The 23,817-nt window shown below is 71.3% G+C and carries 24 protein-coding genes; 21 read left to right on the forward strand and 3 right to left on the reverse strand.

Going from position 1 to position 23,817, the window contains the following annotated elements; genetic code table 11:
* Nucleotides 1-84 precede the first annotated feature (84 nt).
* The 7 genes from folP to AB0368_RS32575 all read left to right on the forward strand — a co-directional run bounded on the left by folP (nucleotide 85) and on the right by AB0368_RS32575 (nucleotide 4,506).
* On the forward strand, nucleotides 85-903 hold the full coding sequence (folP, locus tag AB0368_RS32545; protein WP_366157913.1) for a dihydropteroate synthase: 819 nt from the start codon (nucleotides 85-87) through the stop codon (nucleotides 901-903).
* Nucleotides 896-1,255 (forward strand): dihydroneopterin aldolase, encoded by a 360-nt coding sequence (folB, locus tag AB0368_RS32550; protein WP_366157849.1) that lies wholly within the window; start codon nucleotides 896-898, stop codon nucleotides 1,253-1,255. Before folP ends, folB begins: the two co-directional genes overlap by 8 nt.
* Nucleotides 1,252-1,779 carry a 2-amino-4-hydroxy-6-hydroxymethyldihydropteridine diphosphokinase gene (gene folK, locus AB0368_RS32555; protein ID WP_366157850.1) on the forward strand — a complete coding sequence of 176 codons (528 nt, stop codon included), beginning with the start codon at nucleotides 1,252-1,254 and terminating at the stop codon, nucleotides 1,777-1,779. Before folB ends, folK begins: the two co-directional genes overlap by 4 nt.
* Nucleotides 1,780-1,814: 35 nt before the next feature.
* Nucleotides 1,815-2,294 (forward strand): DUF3180 domain-containing protein, encoded by a 480-nt coding sequence (locus AB0368_RS32560; protein ID WP_366157914.1) that lies wholly within the window; start codon nucleotides 1,815-1,817, stop codon nucleotides 2,292-2,294.
* A 76-nt stretch (nucleotides 2,295-2,370) separates the two neighbouring features.
* A complete protein-coding gene (locus tag AB0368_RS32565; protein ID WP_366157851.1) occupies nucleotides 2,371-3,615 on the forward strand; it encodes an ABC transporter permease in 1,245 nt (414 codons plus the stop codon).
* A gap of 62 nt (nucleotides 3,616-3,677) precedes the next feature.
* On the forward strand, nucleotides 3,678-3,962 hold the full coding sequence (locus AB0368_RS32570; RefSeq protein WP_366157852.1) for a hypothetical protein: 285 nt from the start codon (nucleotides 3,678-3,680) through the stop codon (nucleotides 3,960-3,962).
* Between the two features lie 52 nt (nucleotides 3,963-4,014).
* On the forward strand, nucleotides 4,015-4,506 hold the full coding sequence (locus tag AB0368_RS32575) for a hypothetical protein (RefSeq protein ID WP_366157853.1): 492 nt from the start codon (nucleotides 4,015-4,017) through the stop codon (nucleotides 4,504-4,506).
* Between the two features lie 10 nt (nucleotides 4,507-4,516).
* Here AB0368_RS32575 and AB0368_RS32580 read toward each other — a convergent pair whose 3' ends face one another.
* On the reverse strand, nucleotides 4,517-5,530 hold the full coding sequence (locus AB0368_RS32580) for an ABC transporter ATP-binding protein (RefSeq protein WP_366157854.1): 1,014 nt from the start codon (nucleotides 5,528-5,530) through the stop codon (nucleotides 4,517-4,519).
* Between the two features lie 2 nt (nucleotides 5,531-5,532).
* Here AB0368_RS32580 and AB0368_RS32585 point away from each other — a divergent pair, with 2 nt between their 5' ends.
* The 4 genes from AB0368_RS32585 to AB0368_RS32600 all read left to right on the forward strand — a co-directional run bounded on the left by AB0368_RS32585 (nucleotide 5,533) and on the right by AB0368_RS32600 (nucleotide 9,635).
* Nucleotides 5,533-6,252 carry an ABC transporter permease subunit gene (locus tag AB0368_RS32585; RefSeq protein WP_366157855.1) on the forward strand — a complete coding sequence of 240 codons (720 nt, stop codon included), beginning with the start codon at nucleotides 5,533-5,535 and terminating at the stop codon, nucleotides 6,250-6,252.
* Nucleotides 6,249-6,965 (forward strand): ABC transporter permease subunit, encoded by a 717-nt coding sequence (locus AB0368_RS32590; protein WP_366157856.1) that lies wholly within the window; start codon nucleotides 6,249-6,251, stop codon nucleotides 6,963-6,965. Before AB0368_RS32585 ends, AB0368_RS32590 begins: the two co-directional genes overlap by 4 nt.
* 198 nt (nucleotides 6,966-7,163) lie before the next feature.
* Entirely contained in the window at nucleotides 7,164-8,162 is a 999-nt protein-coding gene (locus tag AB0368_RS32595; RefSeq protein ID WP_366157857.1) for a glycine betaine ABC transporter substrate-binding protein, read from the forward strand.
* Between the two features lie 222 nt (nucleotides 8,163-8,384).
* Nucleotides 8,385-9,635 (forward strand): hypothetical protein, encoded by a 1,251-nt coding sequence (locus tag AB0368_RS32600; RefSeq protein ID WP_366157858.1) that lies wholly within the window; start codon nucleotides 8,385-8,387, stop codon nucleotides 9,633-9,635.
* Nucleotides 9,636-9,647: 12 nt separating this feature from the next.
* Here AB0368_RS32600 and AB0368_RS32605 read toward each other — a convergent pair whose 3' ends face one another.
* Together AB0368_RS32605 and AB0368_RS32610 are read right to left on the reverse strand one after the other, a co-directional pair.
* Nucleotides 9,648-10,790, reverse strand: a complete 1,143-nt coding sequence (locus AB0368_RS32605) for an NADH-quinone oxidoreductase subunit D (protein ID WP_366157859.1) — start codon at nucleotides 10,788-10,790, stop codon at nucleotides 9,648-9,650.
* Nucleotides 10,791-10,793: 3 nt separating this feature from the next.
* Nucleotides 10,794-11,756: an SAM-dependent methyltransferase gene (locus AB0368_RS32610; RefSeq protein ID WP_366157915.1), complete on the reverse strand. Its 963-nt coding sequence runs from the start codon at nucleotides 11,754-11,756 to the stop codon at nucleotides 10,794-10,796.
* 147 nt (nucleotides 11,757-11,903) lie between these two features.
* Between AB0368_RS32610 and AB0368_RS32615 the strand changes: the two genes are divergently transcribed.
* The 10 genes from AB0368_RS32615 (at nucleotide 11,904) to AB0368_RS32660 (ending at nucleotide 23,806) form a co-directional block, all read left to right on the forward strand.
* Nucleotides 11,904-12,785 carry a Rossmann-like and DUF2520 domain-containing protein gene (locus AB0368_RS32615; protein ID WP_366157860.1) on the forward strand — a complete coding sequence of 294 codons (882 nt, stop codon included), beginning with the start codon at nucleotides 11,904-11,906 and terminating at the stop codon, nucleotides 12,783-12,785.
* Complete coding sequence (gene panC, locus AB0368_RS32620) at nucleotides 12,782-13,615, forward strand: pantoate--beta-alanine ligase (RefSeq protein WP_366157861.1); 834 nt, start codon at nucleotides 12,782-12,784, stop codon at nucleotides 13,613-13,615. The genes AB0368_RS32615 and panC overlap by 4 nt, the downstream gene beginning before the upstream one ends.
* Nucleotides 13,615-14,043: an aspartate 1-decarboxylase gene (panD, locus tag AB0368_RS32625; protein WP_366157862.1), complete on the forward strand. Its 429-nt coding sequence runs from the start codon at nucleotides 13,615-13,617 to the stop codon at nucleotides 14,041-14,043. The genes panC and panD overlap by 1 nt, the downstream gene beginning before the upstream one ends.
* A gap of 208 nt (nucleotides 14,044-14,251) precedes the next feature.
* Nucleotides 14,252-15,181, forward strand: coding sequence for a septum formation family protein (locus AB0368_RS32630; protein WP_366157863.1), 930 nt, complete (start codon nucleotides 14,252-14,254; stop codon nucleotides 15,179-15,181).
* Between the two features lie 62 nt (nucleotides 15,182-15,243).
* Nucleotides 15,244-16,890 (forward strand): L-aspartate oxidase, encoded by a 1,647-nt coding sequence (locus AB0368_RS32635; RefSeq protein ID WP_366157864.1) that lies wholly within the window; start codon nucleotides 15,244-15,246, stop codon nucleotides 16,888-16,890.
* Between the two features lie 193 nt (nucleotides 16,891-17,083).
* Nucleotides 17,084-17,938, forward strand: coding sequence for a carboxylating nicotinate-nucleotide diphosphorylase (gene nadC, locus AB0368_RS32640; RefSeq protein ID WP_366157865.1), 855 nt, complete (start codon nucleotides 17,084-17,086; stop codon nucleotides 17,936-17,938).
* Between the two features lie 586 nt (nucleotides 17,939-18,524).
* Nucleotides 18,525-19,286: a type III pantothenate kinase gene (locus tag AB0368_RS32645; protein ID WP_366157866.1), complete on the forward strand. Its 762-nt coding sequence runs from the start codon at nucleotides 18,525-18,527 to the stop codon at nucleotides 19,284-19,286.
* Between the two features lie 699 nt (nucleotides 19,287-19,985).
* Complete coding sequence (locus AB0368_RS32650; protein ID WP_366157867.1) at nucleotides 19,986-20,339, forward strand: Lsr2 family protein; 354 nt, start codon at nucleotides 19,986-19,988, stop codon at nucleotides 20,337-20,339.
* Nucleotides 20,340-20,762: 423 nt separating this feature from the next.
* The gene (locus tag AB0368_RS32655; protein WP_366157868.1) at nucleotides 20,763-23,285 is read left to right on the forward strand and encodes an ATP-dependent Clp protease ATP-binding subunit; all 2,523 of its coding nucleotides are present in this window, start codon (nucleotides 20,763-20,765) and stop codon (nucleotides 23,283-23,285) included.
* Nucleotides 23,286-23,407: 122 nt separating this feature from the next.
* Nucleotides 23,408-23,806 carry a diadenosine tetraphosphate hydrolase gene (locus AB0368_RS32660; protein WP_366157869.1) on the forward strand — a complete coding sequence of 133 codons (399 nt, stop codon included), beginning with the start codon at nucleotides 23,408-23,410 and terminating at the stop codon, nucleotides 23,804-23,806.
* Nucleotides 23,807-23,817 lie beyond the last annotated feature (11 nt).

Below are 23,817 nucleotides of genomic sequence, written 5' to 3' on the forward strand. Positions count from 1 at the left end.
CGTCCCGTGAGTGAGTCGACCGGTAGCGCAACGACCCGGCAGGGCGCGGGCGACCTGCTGCTTCATCAAGATCACCCGGTCGTGATGGGGGTGCTGAACGTCACGCCCGACTCCTTTTCCGACGGCGGTAGGTACGCCGGGCTCGAGGCGGCCGTCGCCCACGGCGTCGCCCTGCATCGCGATGGTGCCGACGTCGTCGATATCGGCGGGGAATCCACCCGTCCGGGCGCCGACCGCGTCGACGCCCCGACCGAGATCTCCCGGGTCGTCCCGGTCATCCGCGAGCTGGCCGCCGCCGGCGTGCCGCTCAGCATCGACACCACCCGCGCCGCGGTGGCCGCCGCCGCGATCGAGGCCGGCGCCGCCGTGGTCAATGACGTGTCCGGCGGGCTGGCCGATCCCGGCATGGCCGCGGTGGTGGCCGACGCGGGCTGCCCCTGGATCCTCATGCACTGGCGCGGCCACTCGCGCCGGATGCAGGAGCTCGCCGACTACCGGGACGTCGTCGCCGAGGTTTGCGACGAGCTGCGGCAGCGGGTGGACGACGCGGTGGCCGCCGGGGTCGATCCCGCACGGATCGTCCTCGACCCGGGTCTGGGATTCGCCAAGCGCGGGGAGCACAACTGGGCCCTCAGCGCCCGCCTCGGCGAGCTGATCGCCCTGGGCCGCCCGGTGCTGTTCGCCGCGTCGCGGAAGAGCTATCTGGGCCGGTTGCTCGTTGACGCGAAGGGCGAACCCCGCCCCGTCGACGACCGCGAGGCCGCCACGATCGCGACGTCCGTCCTGGCCGTGGCCGCCGGCGCCTGGGGCGTCCGGGTCCACGACGTCCGGGCCACCGCCGACGCCCTCGCGGTCTGGCGGGCCACCGGAAGTCCCCGTCTCGAAAGGCACACCCATGAGTGACCGGATATCGCTGCACGGCCTTCGGGTACGCGGCAACCACGGCGTCTTCGACTTCGAGCGCCGCGACGGCCAGGACTTCGTCGTCGACGTGGACCTCGAGCTCGACCTCGCCAAGGCGGCGGCCAGCGACCACGTCAACGACACCGTCCACTACGGCGAGCTGGCCGGCCGCCTCGCCGAGGTGATCGCGGGCGAGCCCGTCAACCTCATCGAGACCCTGGCCGACCGGCTCGTCGCGGTGTGCCTCGAGGACGACCGGGTCGGCGCCGCCACGGTCACCGTCCACAAGCCGCAGGCACCCATCCCGCATGAGTTCGCCGATGTGGCGGTCACCCTTCGGCGCACCCGATGACCCGCGCCGTCCTGTCGATCGGCAGCAACCTGGACGACAGGTACGCGAACCTGCGAGGCGCCGTCGACGGGCTCGGCGAGAGAGTCGTGCTGGTCTCCGGCGCGTACGAGACTCCGCCCTGGGGTGATACCGAGCAGCCGCCGTACCTGAATGCGGTCGTGCTGGCGGTCGACCCGGGGGCGGATCCCCGGGCCTGGCTGGAACGGGCCCGGTCGCTCGAGTCGGCCGCCGGGCGCAAGCGTGACCCGGAACGCCGGTTCGGCCCGCGTACGCTCGACGTCGACGTGATCGCGGTCTGGGCGGACGACGGCGAGCCGGTGCTCAGCGACGATCCGGAGCTGATCCTGCCGCACCCGCGGGCGCACGAGCGGGCGTTCGTGCTCAAGCCGTGGCTCGACATCCAGCCGTACGCGCAGCTTCCCGGCCACGGGTGGGTGACCGATCTGCTCAACCTGCCGCAGCTCGCCGCCGACGCGCAGGCGATCACGCCGCGGCCCGACCTGACGTTAGAGTCTGACGGGTGAGCAGCAACCCCGGCGGTGCCGCCCCCGACCCGTCGATGCGGCCTACCAGCCTCTCGGCTCTGGTGGTCGCCGCGCTCGCGGCGGCCGCGGCCGGATGGCTCCTCCTCAGTTCCTTCTACGCGCAGATGCCGCGGCTGCCCTGGCTGCCGATCATCGTGCTCGCTGCGCTGGCCGTCACCGAGGCGATCCTGGCGCAGAACACCAGCGCGCGGATCCAGCACAAACCTGGTGCACCCCGCGTCGACCCGCTCGCGGTCGCCCGCTTCGCCGTGCTCGCCAAGGCGTCCTCGCTGGCCGGCGCGATCTTCGCCGGGTTCTCGGCCGGCCTGCTGGCCTGGCTGGCGCTGGAGCCCACCAAGGCGGCCACCGACGACGTGCCGGCGGCGATCGGCGGGGTCGTGGCGTCGCTCGCGCTCGCCGGCGCGGCCCTGTGGCTCGAGCGGGCGTGCCGGGTCCCGAAGCAGCCGGACCAGAAGGACGGTGACGACTCGGGCAGACGCGCCGGTCGTCCCTGATCCTGCACCCGTTTCGGTCTTGAACCGAGACCCCCTCGCTTCCGTATGCTGTGCCGCGGCGGAGGAGGTGGACGAGATGGCCTATGACGAGACCGCATACCGTCGCAACGCCGGCGACGAGCAGACACCGGCCGACCCGGCGGCGTACCGGACCGGCTCGGCTTCCACCGACTTCCGCAGCAGGCGGCGTGACCTGGACCGGGACGACACCGGCGTACGGATCACCGAGCCGGTGCCGGAGGTGTCCCGCCGCGGCGGTGACGACGGGCGGGACCGGCTCGGCGTGCACATCGGCTGGGAGATCGTGCTGCTGCTGGCCGTAGCGGCCATCGCCTACCTGCTCTATCGCCTCGACCCCGCCTCCCTGCGCCGTCCCGCGCTGGACACGCTGCTCATCTCGGGTGCCGCGCTCGGGCTGCTCGCGCTCGGGGCCGGGCTGACCCTGCGGGCCGGCGTACCGAATCTCGCGGTCGGCCCGATCGCCCTGGCCGCGTCGCTGCACTTCGCCGAGAACGGCGACCAGGGCCTGGTCCGCGGCGCCGTGCCGGCGCTCGCGATCGCCGCCGCGGGCGGTCTGGTGGCCGCGGTCCTCGTGCTGATGCTGCACGTGCCGGGTTGGGTCGCCTCGCTGGGCGCCGCGATGGGCGTCATCGTGTACGACCAGCTGCGCACCGCCCCGGTCGCCATCCAGGGCACCTACGACCCCGCCGACCAGGCGTTCTACCTCTTCGGCGGGTTCGCGCTGCTGGCCGTCATCGGCGGCGCGCTGGGCACGGTCCCGTCGATCCGCCGGTCGGTCGGTCGGATGCGCCCGGTGGGCGACCCGGCTGCCCGGCCCGGAGCGGGCGCGGTGTTCCCGGTGCTCGCCGCGCTGGTGCTGTCGTCGGTCTTCGCGGCCGGCGCCGGCATCCTGATGGCCGCCAAGTCGACCGTTCCGATCGCGCCCGGCACCGGGCTCGAGTGGACCGGCATCGCGTTCGGCGCGGTCCTGCTGGCGGGCACCAGCGCGTACGGGCGCCGCGGCGGCATCTTCGGCACCCTGCTCTCGGTAGCCGGCATCACGCTGTTCCTGGACTACGCCGACCGGCGCACCTTCGACATCGCCCTGTTCGCGATCGCGGGCGCCACGATCGGCGCCGGGCTGCTGGTGACCCGGCTGGTGGAGACGTACGGCCGCCCGCTGGCGCCCGCCGGCTTCGACGAGGAGTGGACCGGCGCCTCGCAGGGTGGCGACCTGCCGGAGACGTGGACCCCGTCGGCCAGTTCGGCGAGCCGTTCCTCCGATCAGTGGGACCTCGGGCCCTGGGGCAGCGGCCGCTGAGGCCGTACCCGCGGACCGGCGGTGACCGGCGACGGCCCGGACCGTCGCCCTATGCTGGCGTCATGACCGACGCGACCTTCGCCGAGCTGGACGCCCTGACCACCGAGCAGCTGCGCGAGCGCGCGTTCGCCAGGGCCCGGGAACACCGTGACCTCGGCTTCTTCTGGTCGGTGTTCAAGCACCTGCCCGACTCGGACGAGGCCGCCTCCCTCGACGGCGCCCCGAACACGGTCGGCCCCACCATCGACGAAGCGGTGGCGTTGTGGCGTGAATTGACCGGACATGGGTACGGGGAGCAGGAGCCGTTGCTTCGGGCCGCCTTCATCGACTACCTGCAGAAGCACTAGCTCATCCATGCCCGTCGTTTGAAAACGATCGCTCGCTGGGAACTAGCGGGCCATGGCTCTCACCAATCGCTACAAGACCGCGCCGGGTGCGGGCACGCTCGCCGCACTCATCCTGGTCCTGGTCTTCGGCAGCCCCTGGTATGCCGACTGGGCCGCGGACAACACCGATCCGAACACCGCCGGTGGCTGGTGGCTGCGTCTGCTCGCGTGGCCGCACTGGCGCTTCGACTCGGACGACTCCCTGCGCTCGATCATCATCACCGACCTCAAGGCGATCCTGGTCGTGGTGCTGACCCTGCTCTTCCTCTACCTGCTGCCCGGCTCCCAGCTGGCCCGGGCGCGCGGCACCATCAGCCAGTTCTTCGCGGGCTGGGCGTCGTACATCTTCGCCGGTGGTTTCGCCGCCCTGCTCACCACGCTGTTCCTGGCGAACCCGTCGCTGCTCGGAGCGTTCCGCTCGGCCGGCGACGGCGCCACCTACGGCCTGTTCGTCGGCTGGATCATCGGCCTCGCCACCCTCGGGGGTCGCCGAGGAACCCGCTAGGAGGTCGGTGTCACGCCCGTGCCGGCGCTTCCTTGTTCGGTACGTCGAAAAGCACGGAGCGTGACACCGTCCCCACGGGAGTTCCGTCCTCGACCGCCACCACGTTCAGCGCATCGCTGGTGAGCATTGTCGAGAGGGCGTCGTAGAGAGTGCCGTCCGCGTCGACGGTCGGGAGCCGTTCGATCTCCTCGATCTGGCCGATCGGGCGCATCGCGTCGCGCACCTTGGTGACCGCCAGCCGCCGGATGCCCCGGTCGTTGCCGACGAACCGGCTGACCTCCTCCGACGCCGGCTCGCTGAGCAGCTCGGCCGGGGCGGCGTACTGCAGCAGCCGGCCGCCCTCGCCGAGCACCGCGATCCGGTCGCCCAGCCGTACCGCTTCATCGATGTCATGGGTGACCAGCACGATGGTCTTGCGGACCGTGGCCTGGAGGCGGAGGAACTCCTCCTGCAGCCGCCCCCGCACGATCGGGTCGACCGCGGAGAACGGCTCGTCCATCAGCAGCACCAGCGGATCCGCGGCCAGCGCGCGGGCCACGCCCACCCGCTGCCGCTGACCGCCGGAGAGCTCGTGCGGGTAGCGGCCGGCATAGCGCTTCGGGTCGAGGCCGACGAGGTCGAGCAGCTCCTCGGCGCGAGCGCGGGTCTTCTTCCGGTTCCAGCCGAGCAGCCGCGGCACCGTGCCGACGTTGGTGCCGATCGTCTGATGCGGGAACAGTCCCACATTCTGGATCACGTATCCGATGTGCCGGCGCAGCTCGACCGGGTCCTGCCGGGAGACGTCCTGACCGTCGATCAGGATCCGGCCCTTCGACGGCTCGATGAGCCGGTTGAGCATGCGCAGAACGGTCGATTTGCCGCATCCGGACGGGCCGATGAGCACGGCCAGCTCGCCGGCGCCGACCTCGAGGCTGATGTCGCCGACGGCCACGGTGCCGTCGGGATAGACCTTGCCGACGTTCTCGAGCGTGATAGACGCCGCGGTCCGGCCAGCGCCGGAGTCCTCGATCGCGGTAGCGTCCACGTATGTCCTTCCTGTCGAGGGCCGCCGCGCCTGCGTGGCCCCTGGCCGCCCCCGCTGACGGGCCGGGAAATCCGTGGTTCTCCTGGCGCTATGTCCACGACAACGCGGACGAGATCCTCTCGGCACTGCAGTTCCACGCGGGTCTCACCGCCCGCGCGGTGAGCATCGCGTTGGTCGTCGCCCTGCCGCTCGCGGTCGTCGCCTACTGGTGGCGACCGCTGACCGGGCCGATTCTCGCACTCTCCGGCGTCCTCTACACGATTCCGTCGCTGGCACTTCTCGCCCTCGTCGCCCCGGCGGTGGGCACCACGAGTGACACGTCGGTCTTGATCGCCTTGGTCCTGTACGCGCTGCTCGTCCTGGTCCGCAACGCACTCGCCGGCCTCACCCAGGTGCCGGACGAGGTCCGCGACGCGGCGGCGGGCATGGGGTACGGCCGCGCCGGGCGCCTGCTGCGCATCGAACTGCCGCTGGCGCTGCCGGGGATCCTCACCGGGCTACGGCTTGCCACGGTGTCGACGGTGGCGCTGGTGACAGTCGGCTCGTGGATCGGCAAGGGCGGACTGGGCGACATGATCCTCGGCGGCTTCCGCAACAACTTCTACAAGGCCGAGATCATGACCGGCACGATCCTCTGCGTCGGCCTGGCCCTGGTCCTGGACCTGGCGCTGGCCGGGCTGGGCCGACTGTTGACGCCCTGGGCCCGGGAGCGACGCCTGTGAACTACTTCCGTGACGGCTTCGTCTGGCTCAACGACCCGCTGAACTGGACCAATTCCGGCGGCCTGCTGGACCGGCTGGAGGAACACCTGCTCATCAGTTTCTGGGCGGTGCTGCTGGGCTGCGCGATCGGCTGGCCGCTCGGCATCTGGCTCGGGCACCGCGGCCGCGGCGGGGGAGCGGTCATCACCTTCGCCAACCTGACCCTGGCCATCCCGACGCTGGCGCTGCTGACGATCCTGCCGCTGACCCCGTTGGGCTTCGGCAAGGCGCCGGTGGTGGTGGCGCTCGCGGTGTTCGCCGTGCCGCCGCTGTTGGCGAACGCGTACACGGGGCTGCGGCAGATCGACCCCGAGACGCGCGACGCGGCCAAGGGGATGGGCCTGTCCGGCGGCCAGCTGCTGCGGCAGGTCGAGTTGCCGCTGTCGGTGCCCTACCTCGCGGCCGGCTTGCGTACGGCGGCGGTGCAGGTCGTAGCGACGGCGGCGCTGGCGGCGTTCGTCAACGGCGGCGGGCTGGGCGAGATCATCTCGGCGGGGTTCGGCATCGGGATGAGCAACGGCGGCGGCGGCCAGATCGTGGCCGGCGGCATCGTGGTCGCCCTGCTGGCGCTCCTGGTGGAGGCTCTGCTGGCCGGCGTGCAACGGTTGGTGACTCCGCCGGCGCTTCGCGGGCAGCGGCGACGCCGTCCCACCGCCGCGGCTCCGGCGGGCTGATCTCCCACACGCTGATAACGAATGGGCAACGTAGAACCCCTGACGGCATAGGTTGTCGTACCCCCCGGTTATCAACATGGGTGCGGCCTTTTTCCTGGCAGCACCGACAACCGAACAAAGCGGGCATCGGAATCTTCGACTGCCCGTCGGACACGCGGCGCGGCCGTCCGGCCGTGCCGGGACACAGAAGGCGGCAGTATGCGTCGAAACCTGCTCCTGACGGCCGGCACCCTCATGGCCGCCGCCGTCATCCTCACCGGCTGCGGCGAGTCCGGCTCGTCGGGCACCGCGGCCCCGCCCAGCTCCGCCTCCGGCGCCGGCTGCGCCCCGGTCGCGGGCGACACGCTCGTCGTGCTCACCGACGACAAGAACCTGCAGAACACCGACAACATCGTGCCGGCGGTCACCAAGAAGTCCTCGTCGCCGCAGCTCATCGCGGCGCTCGACAAGGTCTCCGCGGCCCTCGACACCGCCAAGCTCATCGAGCTGAACAAGGCCGTCGACATCGACCGCAAGTCCTCCAAGGCCGCGGCCCAGGACTTCGCCACGGCCAACAACCTCACCGCGGGCCTCCAGAAGGGCCCGGGCGGCGCCATCACCGTCGGCGCCGCCAACTTCGCCGAGAACGCGACCCTCGGCGAGCTCTACAACATCGTGCTGACCGCCGCCGGCTACCAGGTGAAGGTCCAGCAGATCGGCAACCGCGAGCTGTACGAGCCCGCCCTCGAGAAGGGCGAGATCGACGTCGTCCCGGAGTACGCGGCGACCCTCGCCACGTTCCTGTCCGGCAAGGTGGAGGGCAAGGACGCGAAGGACCCGTCCTCCCCGCAGCTCGACACGACGATGACCAACCTCAAGGCCCTCGGCGAGAAGTTCGGCCTCGTGTTCGGCACTCCTTCCACGGCCCAGGACCAGAACGCCTTCGCCACCACCGAGGCCTTCGCCACCAAGTACGGCGTGAAGTCCCTGTCCGACCTTGCCGCCAAGTGCTCGGGCGCGGCGACCGTCCTCGGTGGTCCGCCGGAATGCCCGCAGCGGCCGAAGTGCCAGCAGGGTCTGGTGGAGACGTACAAGTTCCAGGCCGGAAAGTTCAGCTCGCTGGACGCGGGAGGTCCGCTGACCAAGACGGGCCTGAAGCAGGGCACGATCAGCGTCGGCCTGGTGTTCAGCTCGGACGGCGCACTGGCGGCCGGCTGATCCACGGTCAAGTCCGCCGCCCGGCCGGCACTCGCTCGGATGGGTGGGTGTCGGCCTTCGGCGAGGCCGACGGCTTCCGGGCCGCGAGCGGATTTTCCTTGGCGCCGCGGCGCGGGTCACGGTCCTCAGCTGCGGATACGTGCCCGGCCCCGCACAGGGTCCGGGCAGCGCTGATATCTGCCCGTTTCGTGACGGCCACCACTCTCGGTAGCATCTGCGACCATGTCTGAGCGGCACCCCGACGAGCAGCACAGCGCCCGCCTCCTCCGGGCGCTGATCTGGGGCGGCGTGGGCCTGGCCCCGGTCGCGGCGATCTCCGTGCTGGTGGGCGACGGCACCGGCTCGATCCGGTTCGCGGTGCTGCTGATCGCCGTCTGTGTCGTGCTGCTCGGCGCGTCCCTGCTGATCCGGAACGACCCCGTCCTGCTCAAGATGGACGTCGAGGACCGCGTCGCCGCCGAGGTCGACTCGCTGCGCGGCGAGCTGCGGGAGGAGATCGCCGCCGCGGCCCGCGCCACCGGTCACCGGGTCCAGGTTCTGCAGGACGAGATGACCCACCTGCAGACGGCCGCCTCGCCCGCCCCTGCGCCCGGCCGAGCCGGGGGCGGCCGCGCAACGGTGGGCGCCGCTCGACCGGCGACCGCGTCGGCTTCCGTCCGGCCGGCCTCCGTCCCGCCTTCGGCGGCTTCGGCTTCCGTCCGCCCGGCGGTGGCTTCGGCCTCAGTTCCGCCGGCCTCGGCCCCGGCTTCGGCCCCGGCCCCGGCTTCGTTTCGGCCCATTCCGCGGTCGGCGGCCTCGAGCCCCGTTCCGCCCGTAGCGGCCTCGGCGTCTGTTCGGCCGGCGGCTGCCTCGGCTTCCGTTCCGCCACCCGCACCCACCGCTCCCCGCCAGCGCGGAGCCGCATCGGTCCCTTCCACGTCCTATCGCGGCAACCGGCAGCCCGCGATGGCCGAAGGCCGTCCGTCCCGCAGGCACGCCGCACCGGACACCAGCACAGACATCGCCGGCGTCGGCAGCGAAGCGAGCGGCGACGTGAGCTGGTCTTCCCCCTTCCCGGACCGGCTCGGCCCGGCACCGGCCCCCGAAGCGGAGCTCGACTGGTCGGACCCGGATCCGGACGTCGCCTGGTCGCGTCCCGAGCCGGATCCCCTGGCACCGGGCTGGTCCGACCCCGAACCGGGCGGCTTCGACCAAGCACCGACCTGGTCGGACGCAGAGCCGAGCCGGCCGTTGAACTGGTCGCACGCCGAGCGGAACGGCGCGCATTGGTCCGATCCGGACCAGAGCTGGTACCACCGCGAACCCGGCTGGACGGAGCCGGAGCCGAGCCGCGGCTACGGCCTCAGCACCGGCCCCATCACCGCACCCGAGCACGAGTTCGGCGATGACCACTACCGCCGGGGCGGCGAGTCATACGGACCCGACCCGCTCGCAGTGCCGGACCGCACCCGAGCCGGCCACCGGCGCTGGTGACTGCCGGCCGGGCTACTTGTCGATGTCGCCGACCACGAAGAACATCGAGCCCAGAATCGCGATCAGGTCCGGCACCAGGCACCCCGGGATCAGCGTTGCCAGCGCCTGGACGTTCGCGTACGACGCCGTCCGCAGCTTGAGGCGCCACGGTGTCTTCTCGCCCCGGGACACCAGGTAGTACCCGTTGATGCCGAGCGGGTTCTCGGTCCACGCGTACGTGTGACCCTCCGGCGCCTTGACCACCTTCGGCAGCCGCACGTTGACCGGCCCGCCGATCCGGTCCACCCGGTCCAGGCACTCCTCGGCCAAATCCAGCGACACGTACGCCTGCTCCAGCAGCACCTCGAACCGCGCGTGGCAGTCCCCGGCCGTACGTGTCACCACAGGCACGTCGAGCTGGTCGTACGCGAGGTAGGGCTCGTCGCGCCGCAAATCCATGTCGAGGCCGCTGGCTCGGGCTACCGGCCCGGACGCGCCGTACGCCGCTGCCTGCTCGGGGGTGAGGACGCCGACTCCGACCGTACGGGCAAGAAAGATGTCGTTCTTGTGGATCAGCTTGTCGATGTCCGGCATCCGGCTGCGGACCAGCGCGATCGCCTCGCGGGCCCGGCGGGTCCAGCCGGCCGGCACCTCCTCCTTGAGGCCGCCGACGCGGTTGAACATGTAGTGGATGCGGCCACCGGACACCTCCTCCATGACCGCCTGGAGGGTTTCGCGCTCGCGGAAGGCGTAGAACATGGGCGTGATCGCGCCGATCTCCAGCGGGTACGAGCCGAGGAACATCAGGTGGTTGAGCACCCGGTTGAGCTCGGCGAGCGCCATCCGCAGCCAGGTCGCCCGCTCCGGAACCTCCATGCCCATGAGCCGTTCGACGGCCAGCACGACGCCGAGCTCGTTGGAGAACGCGGAGAGCCAGTCGTGCCGGTTGGCGAGCACGATGATCTGCCGGTAATCGCGCACCTCGAAGAGCTTCTCGGCGCCGCGGTGCATGTAGCCGACGATCGGCTCGCAGGCGACGACCCGCTCGCCGTCCAGGGTCAGCTTGAGCCGGAGGACGCCGTGCGTCGACGGGTGCTGCGGCCCGATGTTGAGCACCATGTCGGCGGTGTCGAGCCCGGCGCCGGTCCCGACGGTCATCTCCCGCAGATCGCTCATGGCTCAGATCGTCCCACGAAGCTCGATACCCACCTCGTGCAGCAGCCACCAGTGGCCACCGAGCCCGGCCGGGTCGGTCAGCTCCGCCGCCGCGCCCGCCGCACCCAACGCGCGGAGGTAGGCCGCCGGGTCCGTGCGGGCAAGATCCAAGGGTGGCCGGCCGCCGTCGACCCCGAGCGCTCGCAGGGCCGACCGCTGCGTGATTATTCGGTACGGAATACCGCCGGCAGCCGCCACCGCGTCCAGGGCGACGTGCGCGGTCACATCACAACTTCCATCCGGTACGGGCAGCACCTGGCGCCCGCCGCGATAGCCGGTGAGCGTGCCCAGGCCCGGACGCTCGCCGCGCAGGTGCCCGTAGTCGACCGTCAACGCGCAGCCCCGGCGTACCGAGGCGACCGCATCCGCCCACGCCACGTCGCGCGGCCAGCCGATCTCGACGCGGTCGCCCAGCCCGGCGTCCGGCCACCAGCGGGCGAGCCAGAACCGGTCGGCGGCGTCCACGTCCCCGCCCAGTGACTCCATGCCGGTCGCCGGGTCGACCAGCACCAGCCGGGCCCGGCCCGCGGGGTCGATCTCGGCCACGTCCAGGGGCACGTTGTCGAGCCATTCGGTGGCCACCAGTACGCCCACCACGCCCTCGGGAACGTCCCGCCGCCAGCCGATCGTCGCGGGCAGCCCGGCGGGCCGGGGCGCGACCTCGACCCCGGTGAGGTGCAGCCGGCTCGCGAGCGGCGTACCCGTGGCCGAAGCGGCCAGGGCGGCCAGGAGTTCGCCGCGTCCCGCCCCCACGTCGACGACCTGGAGCGCGCGCGGGTGGCCGAGCCGGGCGTCCACCTCCTCGATCAGGCGCAGCATGGCGCCGGCGAAGAGCGGGGAGGCGTGCACGCTGGTCCGGAAGTGGTCCGCAGGGCCGCTCGTGGCGCCGGCGAAGAACCCCTGCGGCCCGTACAGCGCGTGTTGCATGGCGACCCGCCAGCCCAGCCTCGTCACAGAAGCCAATCTAGGCGCAGCGCGGCGGTGCAGTTGTTCACACGCCCTTGTCACGAGCCTGTTACGCGGGCGCATACTTTTCCTCGACCGGTACCCCTTTCGCGAGGACTGGATCTACGAATGAGCGCAGTGCCGCATGCGTACCCGCTGGTTGTCGGCGTGGTGGGCGCGGGCCGGGTGGGTGCCGTCCTCGGTGCCGCCCTCGCCGCTGCCGGGCACGACGTCGTAGCTGCCGCGGCGGTCTCCGCCGCATCCCTCGACCGCGCTCGGCGTCTTCTGCCGCAGGCCGCGATCCTTCCGGCCGACGAGGTCGCCCGGGCCGCCACCGATCTTCTTCTGCTCGCCGTTCCGGATGACGCGCTCGGCGCCGTCGTGGCCGGGCTCGCCGCGACCGGTTCGCTGTCCGCCCGTACCGTGGTGGCCCACACCTCCGGAGCGCACGGCCTCGCGATCCTGGGCGATGTCGACGGCATCGCGCTGCACCCGGCGATGACCTTCACCGGCGCCGCGGGCGACCTGGACCGGCTGCCCGGCATCGCCTGGGGCATCACCGCCCGCGACCGCGTGTTCGCCGCTCGCCTGGTCACCGACCTGGGCGGTATCCCGGAGTGGGTCGCCGAGGACTCCCGGCCGCTCTACCACGCGGCCCTCGCGCACGGCGCCAACCACCTCGTCACGCTCGTCAACGAGGCCGCCGACCTGCTGCGGGCCGCCGGCGTCGAGCACCCGGACGTGGTGCTCTCCCCGCTGCTGCACGCCGCCCTCGACAACGCGCTGGCGCTGGGGGACGCGGCCCTGACCGGTCCGGTGTCGCGGGGCGATGCGGGCACCGTACGCAAGCATCTCGACCGCCTGTCGCCGGAGTCGGCGCCGGCCTACCTCGCTCTTGCCCGGCGGACCGCCGACCGGGCGATCGCCGCGGGGCGCCTGCGCCCGCAGGACGCGGCGCTGCTTCTGGATGTTCTGGCCTCCGCTCACGCGACTGTTGGGAGCCCGTCATGACCGTTCTCGTCCACACCCGCGCCGAGCTGGCCGCCGCCCGCGCGGCCGCACCGGGCCGCGTCGCCGTCGTGATGACCATGGGTGCGCTGCACGAGGGGCACCGGCAGCTCGTGCGCGAGGCCCGCGAGCAGGCGGACTACGTGATCGTCACGGTGTTCGTGAACCCGCTGCAGTTCGGCCCGAACGAGGACTTCGACAAGTACCCGCGCACGCTGGCCGCCGACGTCGAGGCGTGCACGGCCGAGCGGGCCGACCTGGTGTTCGCCCCGGACCGCGACGAGATGTACCCGGGCGGCACGCCGTCGGTGACGCTCGCGGCCGGCCCGATGGGCGAGATCCTCGAGGGTGCGAGCCGCCCCGGCCACTTCTCGGGCATGCTCACGGTCGTCGCCAAGCTGCTCCAGCTCACCCGCGCCGACGTGGCGTTCTTCGGCGAGAAGGACTACCAGCAGCTCGCCCTGATCAAGCGCATGGTCACCGACCTGGAGATCGGCTCCCGGATCGTCGGGGTGCCCACGGTCCGCGAGGGCGACGGTCTCGCCCTGTCCAGCCGCAACCGCTACCTCTCGGCCGAGCAGCGGCAGGCGGCGCTCGCCCTGTCCCACGCCCTCCGCGAGGGCGCGCTGCAGAACGACGGCACGCGCGTCCTGGAGGCGGCGGGCAAGATCCTCGGCGACGAGCCGGGCGTGCAGGTCGACTACCTGGCCTTGACCGACCCCCTGCTCGGCCCCGCGCCGGCGAGCGGCCCGGCCCGGCTGCTCGTCGCGGCGAAGGTCGGCACCACCCGCCTGATCGACAACGTACCGCTGTTCCTCGGAGAGGCCGCCTGATGCTGCGCACCATGCTCAAGTCCAAGATCCACCGCGCCACGGTGACGCAGGCCGACCTGCACTACGTGGGATCGGTGACCGTGGACGTCGACCTGATGGAGGCGGCGGACCTCCTGCCCGGCGAGCAGGTCGCGATCGTGGACGTCACCAACGGCGCCCGCCTCGAGACGTACGTGATCCCGGGCGAGCGCGGCACCGGCGTGATCGGCATCAACGGCGCGGCGGCCCACCTGGTGCACCCGGGTGACCTGGTCATCCTGATCTCGTACGGACAGATGGACTCGGCGGAGGCACGCTCCTATCAGCCGCGGATCGTCCACGTGGACGCCGAGAACAGCATCATCGAGCTCGGCGCGGACCCGGCGGCCGCCGTCGAGGGCATGGCCGATGATCTGGTACGGGGTGACCTGACGCTCTCCGCCTCCTGACCTTGTCCGCCTCCCGGGCCGTACCCGCCTCCTGATCCTGTCTGCCTGCGCCTTCTCGCCGTCCCGTTTCCGCTGCAGAGCCGCGGCTGCTGCGTTCCCTCTCGCATGGTCCGGGTGTTCCGGGTCTCCCGAAGGGCGCCTGGTGACCGCGCCGACTGCCATATGATCGACAAATCGGACACCACGCGGCGGTCGGAGGGCTCGGTTCATGCGTCACTTCTCCCCGCGGCGGAGCCGGTGGGGCGTCGCCGCGGCCGTGGGCGTACTGGGCGCCGCCCTGCTGTCCGGGTGCGGCAATCCGGGCGGGGTCGACGGGGACCTGATGAACGGCTGGGCCGCGATCGGGGCGCCGACCGGCTTCACCCCGGTTGCGGAGACCTGCCACCTCGCCAACTTCTCGACGTCCGGCTCGCGGTCGGCGTACGAGGAGGTCGACTGCCAGACCAAGCACCGCACCGAGACCGTGTACGTCGGCACCTTCGCCAGCCCCGCCGCCCAGGCGTCCGAGCCGCCCGCAGCGGGCTCCGCGGGGGCGCGTGCGGCGTACAAGGTCTGCGACGACAAGACCACCGCTTACGTGGGCGGCCCGTGGCGTACGGCCCGGCTGTGGATCGGGGTGACCCAGCCGACCGCGGCCGCCTGGACCGGAGGCGCCCGCTGGTATCGGTGCGAGGTGGTGGAGAGCAGCTCCGTGGAGGACGACGGCGGCCTTGTGCAGCGCCTGGGGAGCCTCCGGGACGCTCTCAAGCAGCCGTCGCCGCAGCAGCTGCTCACCTGCTACTCCGTCAAGCTCGACAAGAACGGCAAGATCGGCACGATGCCCGCCGCGCCCTGCGCCGCCACGCACAACGCCGAGTTCGTCGGCTTGTGGGACGCCGGGGACCGGGCGTACCCCGAGACGTCCGACCAGTGGGACGAGTTCCATGCGGGCTGCCGCGGTCTGATCGCCTCGTACGTCGGTGTGCCCGACGACGAGGACCTCCAGTTCCGCGCCGGGGTGATCTCGCTGCCCGGTGGTGAGGACGTGTGGGCCATGGGCGACCGGGTTGTCCGCTGCTACCTCTGGGTGGACACCAGCAGCCTGAAGTCCTCGCTGAAGGGCAAGGGCGCCAAGGCCCTCCCCGTCCAGTACCAGTAACGCCGGGCACTTCTGGGTGCCCCGGCCGTGATTTCGTCGTACCGGCGAGGTTGACTGAGCCCATGCCGCATCTCGCCGACCTTCCGGCGCTTCCCCGTCGCCTGGCCGCCTCGGAGCCGGGCTGGACCGAGTCCACCGACGTGCTGGTGGTCGGCTCGGGCGTTGCCGGCCTCACCGCCGCGCTGCACCTGCGCGAGCAGGGCCTGCACGTCACCGTGGTCACCAAGGTCAACATCGACGACGGGTCGACCCGCTGGGCCCAGGGCGGCATCGCGGCGGTGCTGGATCCGCTCGACACCCCCGAGGCGCACGCCTTCGACACCGAGATCGCCGGCGTGGGCCTCTGCGATCCCGCCGCCGTGCGCGTGCTGGTCGAGGAGGGTCCGGCCCGGATCAAGGAGCTCATGCGGATCGGCGCCGAGTTCGACCGCAACGCCGACGGGTCGCTGATGCTGACCCGCGAGGGCGGTCACCGCGCCGACCGCATCGTGCACGCGGGCGGCGACGCCACCGGTGCCGAGGTGCAGCGTGCCCTGCACGAGGCCGTGCGCCGCGACCCCTGGATCCGCCTCGTCGAGCACGCGCTCGTCCTCGACCTGCTGCGCGCGGCCGACGGCCGGGCCTGCGGCATCACCCTGCACGTCCTGGGCGAGGGCACCGAGGACGGCGTCGGCGCGATCCTGGCCCGCGCCGTGGTGCTCGCCACCGGCGGCATGGGCCAGATCTTCGCGTCCACCACCAACCCGGCCGTCTCCACCGGCGACGGCGTCGCCCTCGCCCTGCGCGCCGGCGCGACCGTCACCGACGTGGAGTTCGTCCAGTTCCACCCCACCTCCTTCGTCACCGCGAGCGTGACCTCGGTGCAGCGCCCGCTGATCTCCGAAGCCCTGCGCGGCGAGGGCGCCCACCTGGTCGACGAGGCCGGCAAGCGCTTCATGGTGGGGCAGCACGAGCTGGCCGAGCTGGCACCCCGCGACGTCGTCGCCAAGGGCATCCACCGGGTCCTGCGCGCCACCGGCGCCGACCACGTCTACCTGGACGCGCGCCACCTCGGCAAGGAATTCCTCGAGCAGCGCTTCCCGACCATCGTCGCGTCGACCCGGGCGGCGGGCGTCGACCCGGCGACCGAGCTGATCCCGGTGGCCCCGGCCGCCCACTACGCCTCCGGCGGCGTCCGCACCGACCTGCACGGCCGCACCTCCATCCCGGGCCTGTACGCCTGCGGTGAGGTGGCCTGCACCGGCGTCCACGGCGCCAACCGCCTGGCCAGCAACTCGCTGCTCGAAGGCCTCGTCTTCTCCCGCCGCATCGCCGACGACATCGCCCGCGACCTGCCGCCCCAGGCCGACCCGGCCCCGCCGACCGGCGACCCGGGCTGGGTGACGACCCCCGCGATCCGCAGCGAGCTCCAGCGCGCCATGACCCGCGGCGCGGGCGTCTTGCGCTCGGCGGACTCGCTGACGGCCACCGCCAAGGAACTCACCCGCCTCGGCGAGCAGCGCGACACCCCACGCAACTCGGCCTGGGAAGCCACCAACCTGCTGACCGTGGCGACCGCCCTGGTGGCATCGGCCTACGAACGCCGCGAGACCCGAGGCTGCCACTGGCGAGAGGACCACCCCAACGCAGCCGACGAATGGCGCGGCCACCTGCTGAACTCGATCGACCGCCGCGGCACACTGACTCAGACGTTCGAGGAAATGGCGTGACCATCCCCGCGGATGCCGCCCCGGGGCCGTCGTCCATGGTTGGCTCCGGTCGGCGGGGTTGGCTCCGGTCGGCTGGGTGGCGCCCCGACCACGGCGGTGCCCGGGGCGATCGGGTCGGGCGCCGGGGAGACCGTCGGGGTTCGGATGGCTGCTTCCGTGGCCGCCGGATGCGTATGTCGAGGGAAGGCGCAGCATGAGCGAAGGACTGGACCTGGCCGAGGTCGAGCGGGTCGTCTACACGGCGCTGGCAGAGGATCTCGGCGATCCGCCGCGGGACGTGACGAGCGAGGCGACCATTCGCGCCGACCAGGTAGACACCGCCGAACTGGTCGCCCGCGCCGCAGGGGTCGTGGCGGGGCTGCCGGTGGCGGCTCAGGTCTTCGCGGCGACGTCGGGCGGCACCGCGACGTTCGAGCAGCGGGTCGAGGAGGGTGCCCGGGTGGTGCGCGGTGACGTGCTGGCCGTGCTCACCGGGCCGACGCGGGCGTTGCTGACCGCCGAACGCACAGCCCTGAATCTGCTGTGCCGCATGTCCGGCGTGGCCACTCATACGCGCAAGTGGGCCGACGAGCTTGCCGGCACCAAGGCGACCGTGCTCGACACCCGCAAGACCACCCCGGGTCTGCGGGCGCTGGAGAAGTACGCGGTGCGGGTCGGCGGTGGCACCAACAAGCGCAGGGGGCTCTACGACGTCGCCATGATCAAGGACAATCACAAGCTCGCCGCCGGCAGCATCACGGCGGCCTACCGGCTGGTCCGCGAGCGGTTCCCGGACGTACCGGTGCAGGTCGAGGTGACAACGGTGGCCGAGGCGGAGGAGGCGGTCGAGGCGGGCGCCGACTTCCTGCTGTGCGACAACATGTCACCCGAGCTGCTCCGCTCGGTCGTGCACCGCGTCGGCGACCGCGCCGAGCTGGAGGCGACCGGCAACTTGACCCTCGACACGGCGAGCGCGTACGCCGCCACGGGGGTGGACTACCTGTCGGTGGGTGGTCTGACCCACTCCTCGCCGATCCTCGACATCGCCCTGGACCTGCGTGCCGCCTGAGTGACAGCCCGTGGCCGCGTCGGGGATCAGGGTGACCGCGGCGGTGGGCAGCGGGCCGAGCGTCGGGTTGGGCTGGCTCAGGCACGCCGGGCCATCAGCCGGCCCATGCCGTCTGGTCGCTCCGGTTTGCGCTCGGCTGGTCCGCGCCGGTGGTCGCTCCGGTTTCCCTCGGCCGGCCGGTGCGGCTGGTCGCTCCGGGGACGAAGTCGCTCCGGGGATGAAGGCGAGGCCGCCCGCCGAGTCCTCGCCGAGCCGCCATCGGCCGGGGCAGCCGCTGGCCGCCAGGGGCGCGGCCGCTAGCCGCTAGCCGCCACCGCCAGGCGGCCGGTCGTAGCCGCCAACCGCCAACCGCCAACCGCCAACCGCCAACCGCCACCCGCCACCGCCAGGCGGCCGGTCGTAGCCGCCATCCGCCGGTCGTAGCCGTCAGTCGCAGCCGATCCGACTGGGTGGGGCTTGGTGGCACGGAGCTGGGGCCCGGCAGGGGCCGGGACGCGCGGCGCGGGGGTTCCGGTGTGCGGGTCGGAGGTGGTGTTGCGGTTGTGGGCGTGAACGCCCGTACCCCCGACGGTTTAAGGTTTTGATCGTGCTTCTCTGCATCGACATCGGCAACACCAACACCGTCCTCGCGACGTTCGACGGCGACAAGCTCGTGCACAGCTGGCGGATCAAGACCGACGCCCGGTCGACCGCCGATGAGCTGGGGCTCATGTTCCGGGGGCTGCTCGCCGGCGACGCCGTGGAGATCAGTGGGGTGGCTGCCTGTTCGACCGTGCCTGCCGCTTTGCGGTCGTTGCGGACGATGCTGGCGCGGTATTACGGGGATCTGCCGAATGTGATCGTGGAACCCGGGGTGAAGACCGGGGTGCAGCTGGCCATCGACAATCCCAAGGAGGTCGGCGCCGACCGGGTGGTCAACACCCTGGCCGCGCATGCCCTGTACGGGGGGCCGTCGATCGTCGTGGACTTCGGCACCACCACCAATTTCGACGTGATCAGCGCCAAGGGGGAGTTTCTCGGCGGGGCTTTCGCACCCGGGATCGAGATCTCGTTCGACGCCCTGGCCGCGCGGGCGGCTCAGCTGCGGAAGGTGGAACCGGCCCGGCCGCGGTCGGTCATCGGCAAGAACACGGTCGAGTGCCTGCAGTCCGGGCTTTATTACGGCGTCGCCGGGCAGGTCGACCGCATCGTGGAGTTGATGACCGCCGAATTGGGTGAGGTGCGTTCGGTCATCGCCACCGGCGGGCTGGCCTGGCTGGTGAAGGACGAGTGCCGGACCATCACCGCGCACGAGCCGATGATCACCCTGATCGGGCTTCGTATGGTCTATGAGCGGAATGTCGGCTGACCGCCGGTTGGCCTGCGATAAGGTGCAACGTCCGGATCGGCGGGGCCGCTGCCCCGGCCGACGCAATTATTACCGGCGATAACCGCAATCCGGGGCCTCCTCGGTGCCGTTTGTGACGGACAGCAACGTGTCCGGCACAGATCTATATCGACGACTTTTCGGTGCCGGGCGTCGGCGTGGCATCGCGACCCGCCCGGTCGATCATCACAATGCGGCTTCGGATTCCGGGGCTTGCGCGCAGTCTCCGGCCTCGATCCGGGACGCGATTCGCCGGGTCTCCCGGGGGTGGGGATGCGTCCTGGCCGAGCGGATCGCCGCCCGCTGTCGGGCCGGGAAAGGTTGCGCCTTTTCGGTGTACGCACGGTGACTTCTTCAGATCGACACGCTTCGACGCCGGTGCGGGTGGGCGACCCGCACGAGCTCACGACGTTTCCGAACGGCCGCCGTGCGGTGCGCCCCGGCCTGAATGGAATCGGCCGGTCATGGGCTCGGCGCGCACCGGGCATTCGGCGAAACGCCGCCGTTCGGCCAAGGGCGTGCAGAAGGGTTGGTGCGTGCAGAAGCGTTGGTCCGTGCGGAAGCGTTGGTGCGTGCCGAAGTCGATATCATGGCCCGCATTGACGGATCCCGCGGGCAAAGCGTTATTGTTCTCCGCAGGGCATTGTCTGAGAGAACCTGTGTTCGGGAGGATAACGGCGCGTGGCCAAGCAGATCATTCACAAGCTGGTCGACGACCTCGACGGTGGTGATGCCGACGAGACCGTCAAGTTCGCCCTCGACGGCATTCAGTATGAGATCGACCTGTCCGACAAGAACGCGGCGAAATTGCGTGACGTCTTCGCGCAGTACGTCGCCGCCGGATCGAAGGTCGCCCGCGGCGGGGTGGTCGTGGGAGGCCGGGCCGCTCGGGGCCGGGGCGGTGCGACCGCCGACCGGGAGCAGAACAAGGCCATCCGGGAGTGGGCCAAGAAGAACGGCAAGGACATCTCCGACCGGGGTCGCATCCCGCAGGAGATCGTGGACGAGTTCCACGCCAAGGGGCCCGGCCGCTGAGGTCTCCCGGCGGGGGCGGCCCGGCCGATTCCCTCCTTCGGGCGGCCGGCCGCCGAGCCGAACAGCTTTTCCACAGGGTCCGCAGCGCTCAGGCGCTGCGGACCCTGCTGCTTTTTGGCTCGTTCGCCGCTCTGCTTGCGTAAGTTATCCACAGGGGTGGACGGCGTTGTCCACAGGCTGTGGACGGGTCCGCGGCGGGCCGGGGTTGCGCCGGGGATTTCGCTGTCCGCGTACTCCGCAGGGGTGGGGAACAGCCGTTGAGCGTGCGAAGTTGGGGAAATCATCGGCGCAGGACGTCCCGAGAGGGCTCGAGGGCCCAGCAGAGTCACCCGGCGGCGATAGAGTTACAGCACGGGTATCACCGATGCCCGTGCGCTGGCCCCGCCAGACCATTGGCGCACGGCACGTGAGGAGCACGAGGGCATGTTCGAGCGGTTCACCGACCGAGCGCGACGGGTTGTCGTCCTGGCCCAAGAAGAGGCCCGGATGCTCAACCACAACTACATCGGGACAGAGCACATCCTGCTCGGCCTGATCCACGAGGGCGAAGGTGTTGCCGCTAAGGCTCTGGAGAGCCTCGGCATCTCCCTCGAGGGGGTCCGGCAGCAGGTTGAAGAGATCATCGGCCAGGGTCAGCAGGCGCCGAGCGGGCACATCCCGTTCACGCCGCGGGCCAAGAAGGTGCTGGAGCTCTCGCTGCGCGAGGCTCTGCAGCTCGGCCACAACTACATCGGCACGGAGCACATCCTGCTCGGGCTGATCCGTGAGGGCGAGGGCGTCGCCGCCCAGGTGCTGGTCAAGCTCGGTGCCGACCTCAACCGGGTCCGCCAGCAGGTCATCCAGCTGCTCTCGGGCTACCAGGGCAAGGAGCCGGCCGCCGCCGGCGCCGCGGCGGGCGAGGCCGCGCCTTCGACGTCGCTGGTGCTCGACCAGTTCGGTCGCAACCTGACCCAGGCCGCCCGCGAGGGCAAGCTCGACCCGGTCATCGGCCGGGAGAAGGAAATCGAGCGGGTCATGCAGGTGCTCTCCCGCCGTACCAAGAACAACCCCGTGCTGATCGGCGAGCCGGGCGTCGGCAAGACCGCGGTCGTCGAGGGGCTGTCGCAGTCCATCGTCAAGGGCGAGGTGCCCGAGACGCTGAAGGACAAGCAGCTCTACACGCTCGACCTGGGCGCGCTGGTCGCCGGTTCCCGCTACCGCGGTGACTTCGAGGAGCGCCTCAAGAAGGTGCTCAAGGAGATTCGCACCCGGGGCGACATCATCCTGTTCATCGACGAGATCCACACCCTGGTCGGCGCCGGTGCCGCCGAGGGCGCGATCGACGCCGCCTCCATCCTGAAGCCCATGCTCGCGCGTGGTGAGCTCCAGACGATCGGTGCGACGACCCTCGACGAGTACCGCAAGCACCTCGAGAAGGACGCCGCGCTCGAGCGCCGCTTCCAGCCGATCCAGGTCGGTGAGCCGTCGCTGGCGCACACCATCGAGATCCTCAAGGGCCTGCGCGACCGCTACGAGGCGCACCACCGGATCAGCATCACCGACGCCGCCCTGGTGGCGGCGGCGACGCTGGCCGACCGGTACATCTCGGACCGCTTCCTGCCGGACAAGGCGATCGACCTCATCGACGAGGCCGGCGCGCGGATGCGCATCCGCCGGATGACCGCGCCGCCGGACCTCCGCGACTTCGACGAGCGCATCGCCCAGGTCCGCCGCGACAAGGAGTCCGCGATCGACGCGCAGGACTTCGAGCGGGCCGCGCAGCTGCGCGACAAGGAGAAGCAGCTGCTGGGCCAGAAGGCGCAGCGGGAGAAGGAGTGGAAGGCCGGCGACCTCGACGTCGTGTCCGAGGTCGACGACGAGCAGATCGCCGAGGTCCTGGGCAACTGGACCGGCATCCCGGTCTACAAGCTCACCGAGGAGGAGACCTCCCGGCTGCTGCGCATGGAGGACGAGCTCCACAAGCGCGTCATCGGCCAGGAGGACGCGGTCAAGGCGGTCTCGAAGGCCATCCGGCGTACCCGCGCCGGCCTGAAGGACCCGAAGCGCCCCTCGGGCTCGTTCATCTTCGCCGGCCCCTCGGGCGTCGGTAAGACCGAGCTCTCCAAGGCGCTCGCGGAGTTCCTCTTCGGCTCCGAGGACGCGCTGATCCAGCTCGACATGTCCGAGTTCCACGACCGCTACACGGTGTCCCGCCTCGTCGGTGCGCCCCCCGGATACGTCGGCTACGACGAGGGTGGCCAGCTGACCGAGAAGGTCCGCCGTAAGCCGTTCTCCGTGGTCCTCTTCGATGAGATCGAGAAGGCCCACCCGGACGTCTTCAACACCCTCCTGCAGATCCTGGAGGACGGCCGCCTCACCGACGGTCAGGGCCGCATCGTGGACTTCAAGAACACGGTGATCATCCTGACGACCAACCTGGGCACGCGCGACGTGGCCAAGGCGGTGTCGCTGGGCTTCCAGGCCTCGGAGGCCGAGGAGTCCAACTACGAGCGGATGAAGGTCAAGGTCAACGACGAGCTGAAGCAGCACTTCCGCCCGGAGTTCCTCAACCGCATCGACGACACGATCGTCTTCCACCAGCTGCGCCAGAACGAGATCCTCGAGATCGTCGACATCTTCGCCGCCCGGATCGAGACCCAGCTCAGGAACAAGGACATGGGCCTCGAGCTGACCGACAACGCGAAGAAGTTCTTGGCGAAGAAGGGCTTCGACCCGGTCCTGGGCGCCCGGCCGCTGCGCCGGACGATCCAGCGGGAGCTCGAGGACACCCTCAGCGAGCAGATCCTCTTCAACGAGCTGCGCCCCGGCCAGATCGTGGTGGTGGACTGCGAGGGCGACCCCGAGAACATCGAGAAGTCCAAGCTGACCTTCAAGGGTGCCGACCGGGGATCCGTGGTCCCCGACGCGGTCCCGGCCGACCTGGGTGCGGCCGCGGCCGACGAATAGGCGGAAATGACAGCGGCCCGGTGCGCAAGCGCCGGGCCGTTGTGCGTATGCGGTAGGCATGGGCTGTGGATGACTGGCGTACGGATCGCATCGGCGCGGCGCATCGAGGGCAGAATCCCACTGTGCTGGCGCGGCTCCCGGAGAGCTTCGCCGTCATCGGCGACGTGCAGTGGCTGCCCGGCTATTGCGTCCTGCTGACCGACGACGTCCGCGTCACGCGGCTCAGTGACCTGCCCCGGGTGCGGCGGCTGGCGTTCCTCGAAAGCATGGAACGACTCGGTGCGGCGGTCGAACAGGCCTGCGCCGAGCACGATCCGGCCTTCCTCCGGATCAACCTCGAGATCCTCGGCAACACGGACCCGTATCTGCACGCGCACATCTGGCCGCGGTACGAATGGGAGCCGGCCGGGCTCAGGCGGATGCCGGTGTGGCTGTATCCGCCGGCGCGGTGGAAGGAACCGGGGCCGGCACCGGACGCCCTACGGGCCGCGATAACCGCTCGTATTGCGGTTCCCCGCTAGCGCCCTCGTGG

It is taken from the genome of Actinoplanes sp. NPDC051475 (genome assembly GCF_040689425.1).
In the GTDB taxonomy this organism is placed as follows: domain Bacteria; phylum Actinomycetota; class Actinomycetes; order Mycobacteriales; family Micromonosporaceae; genus Actinoplanes.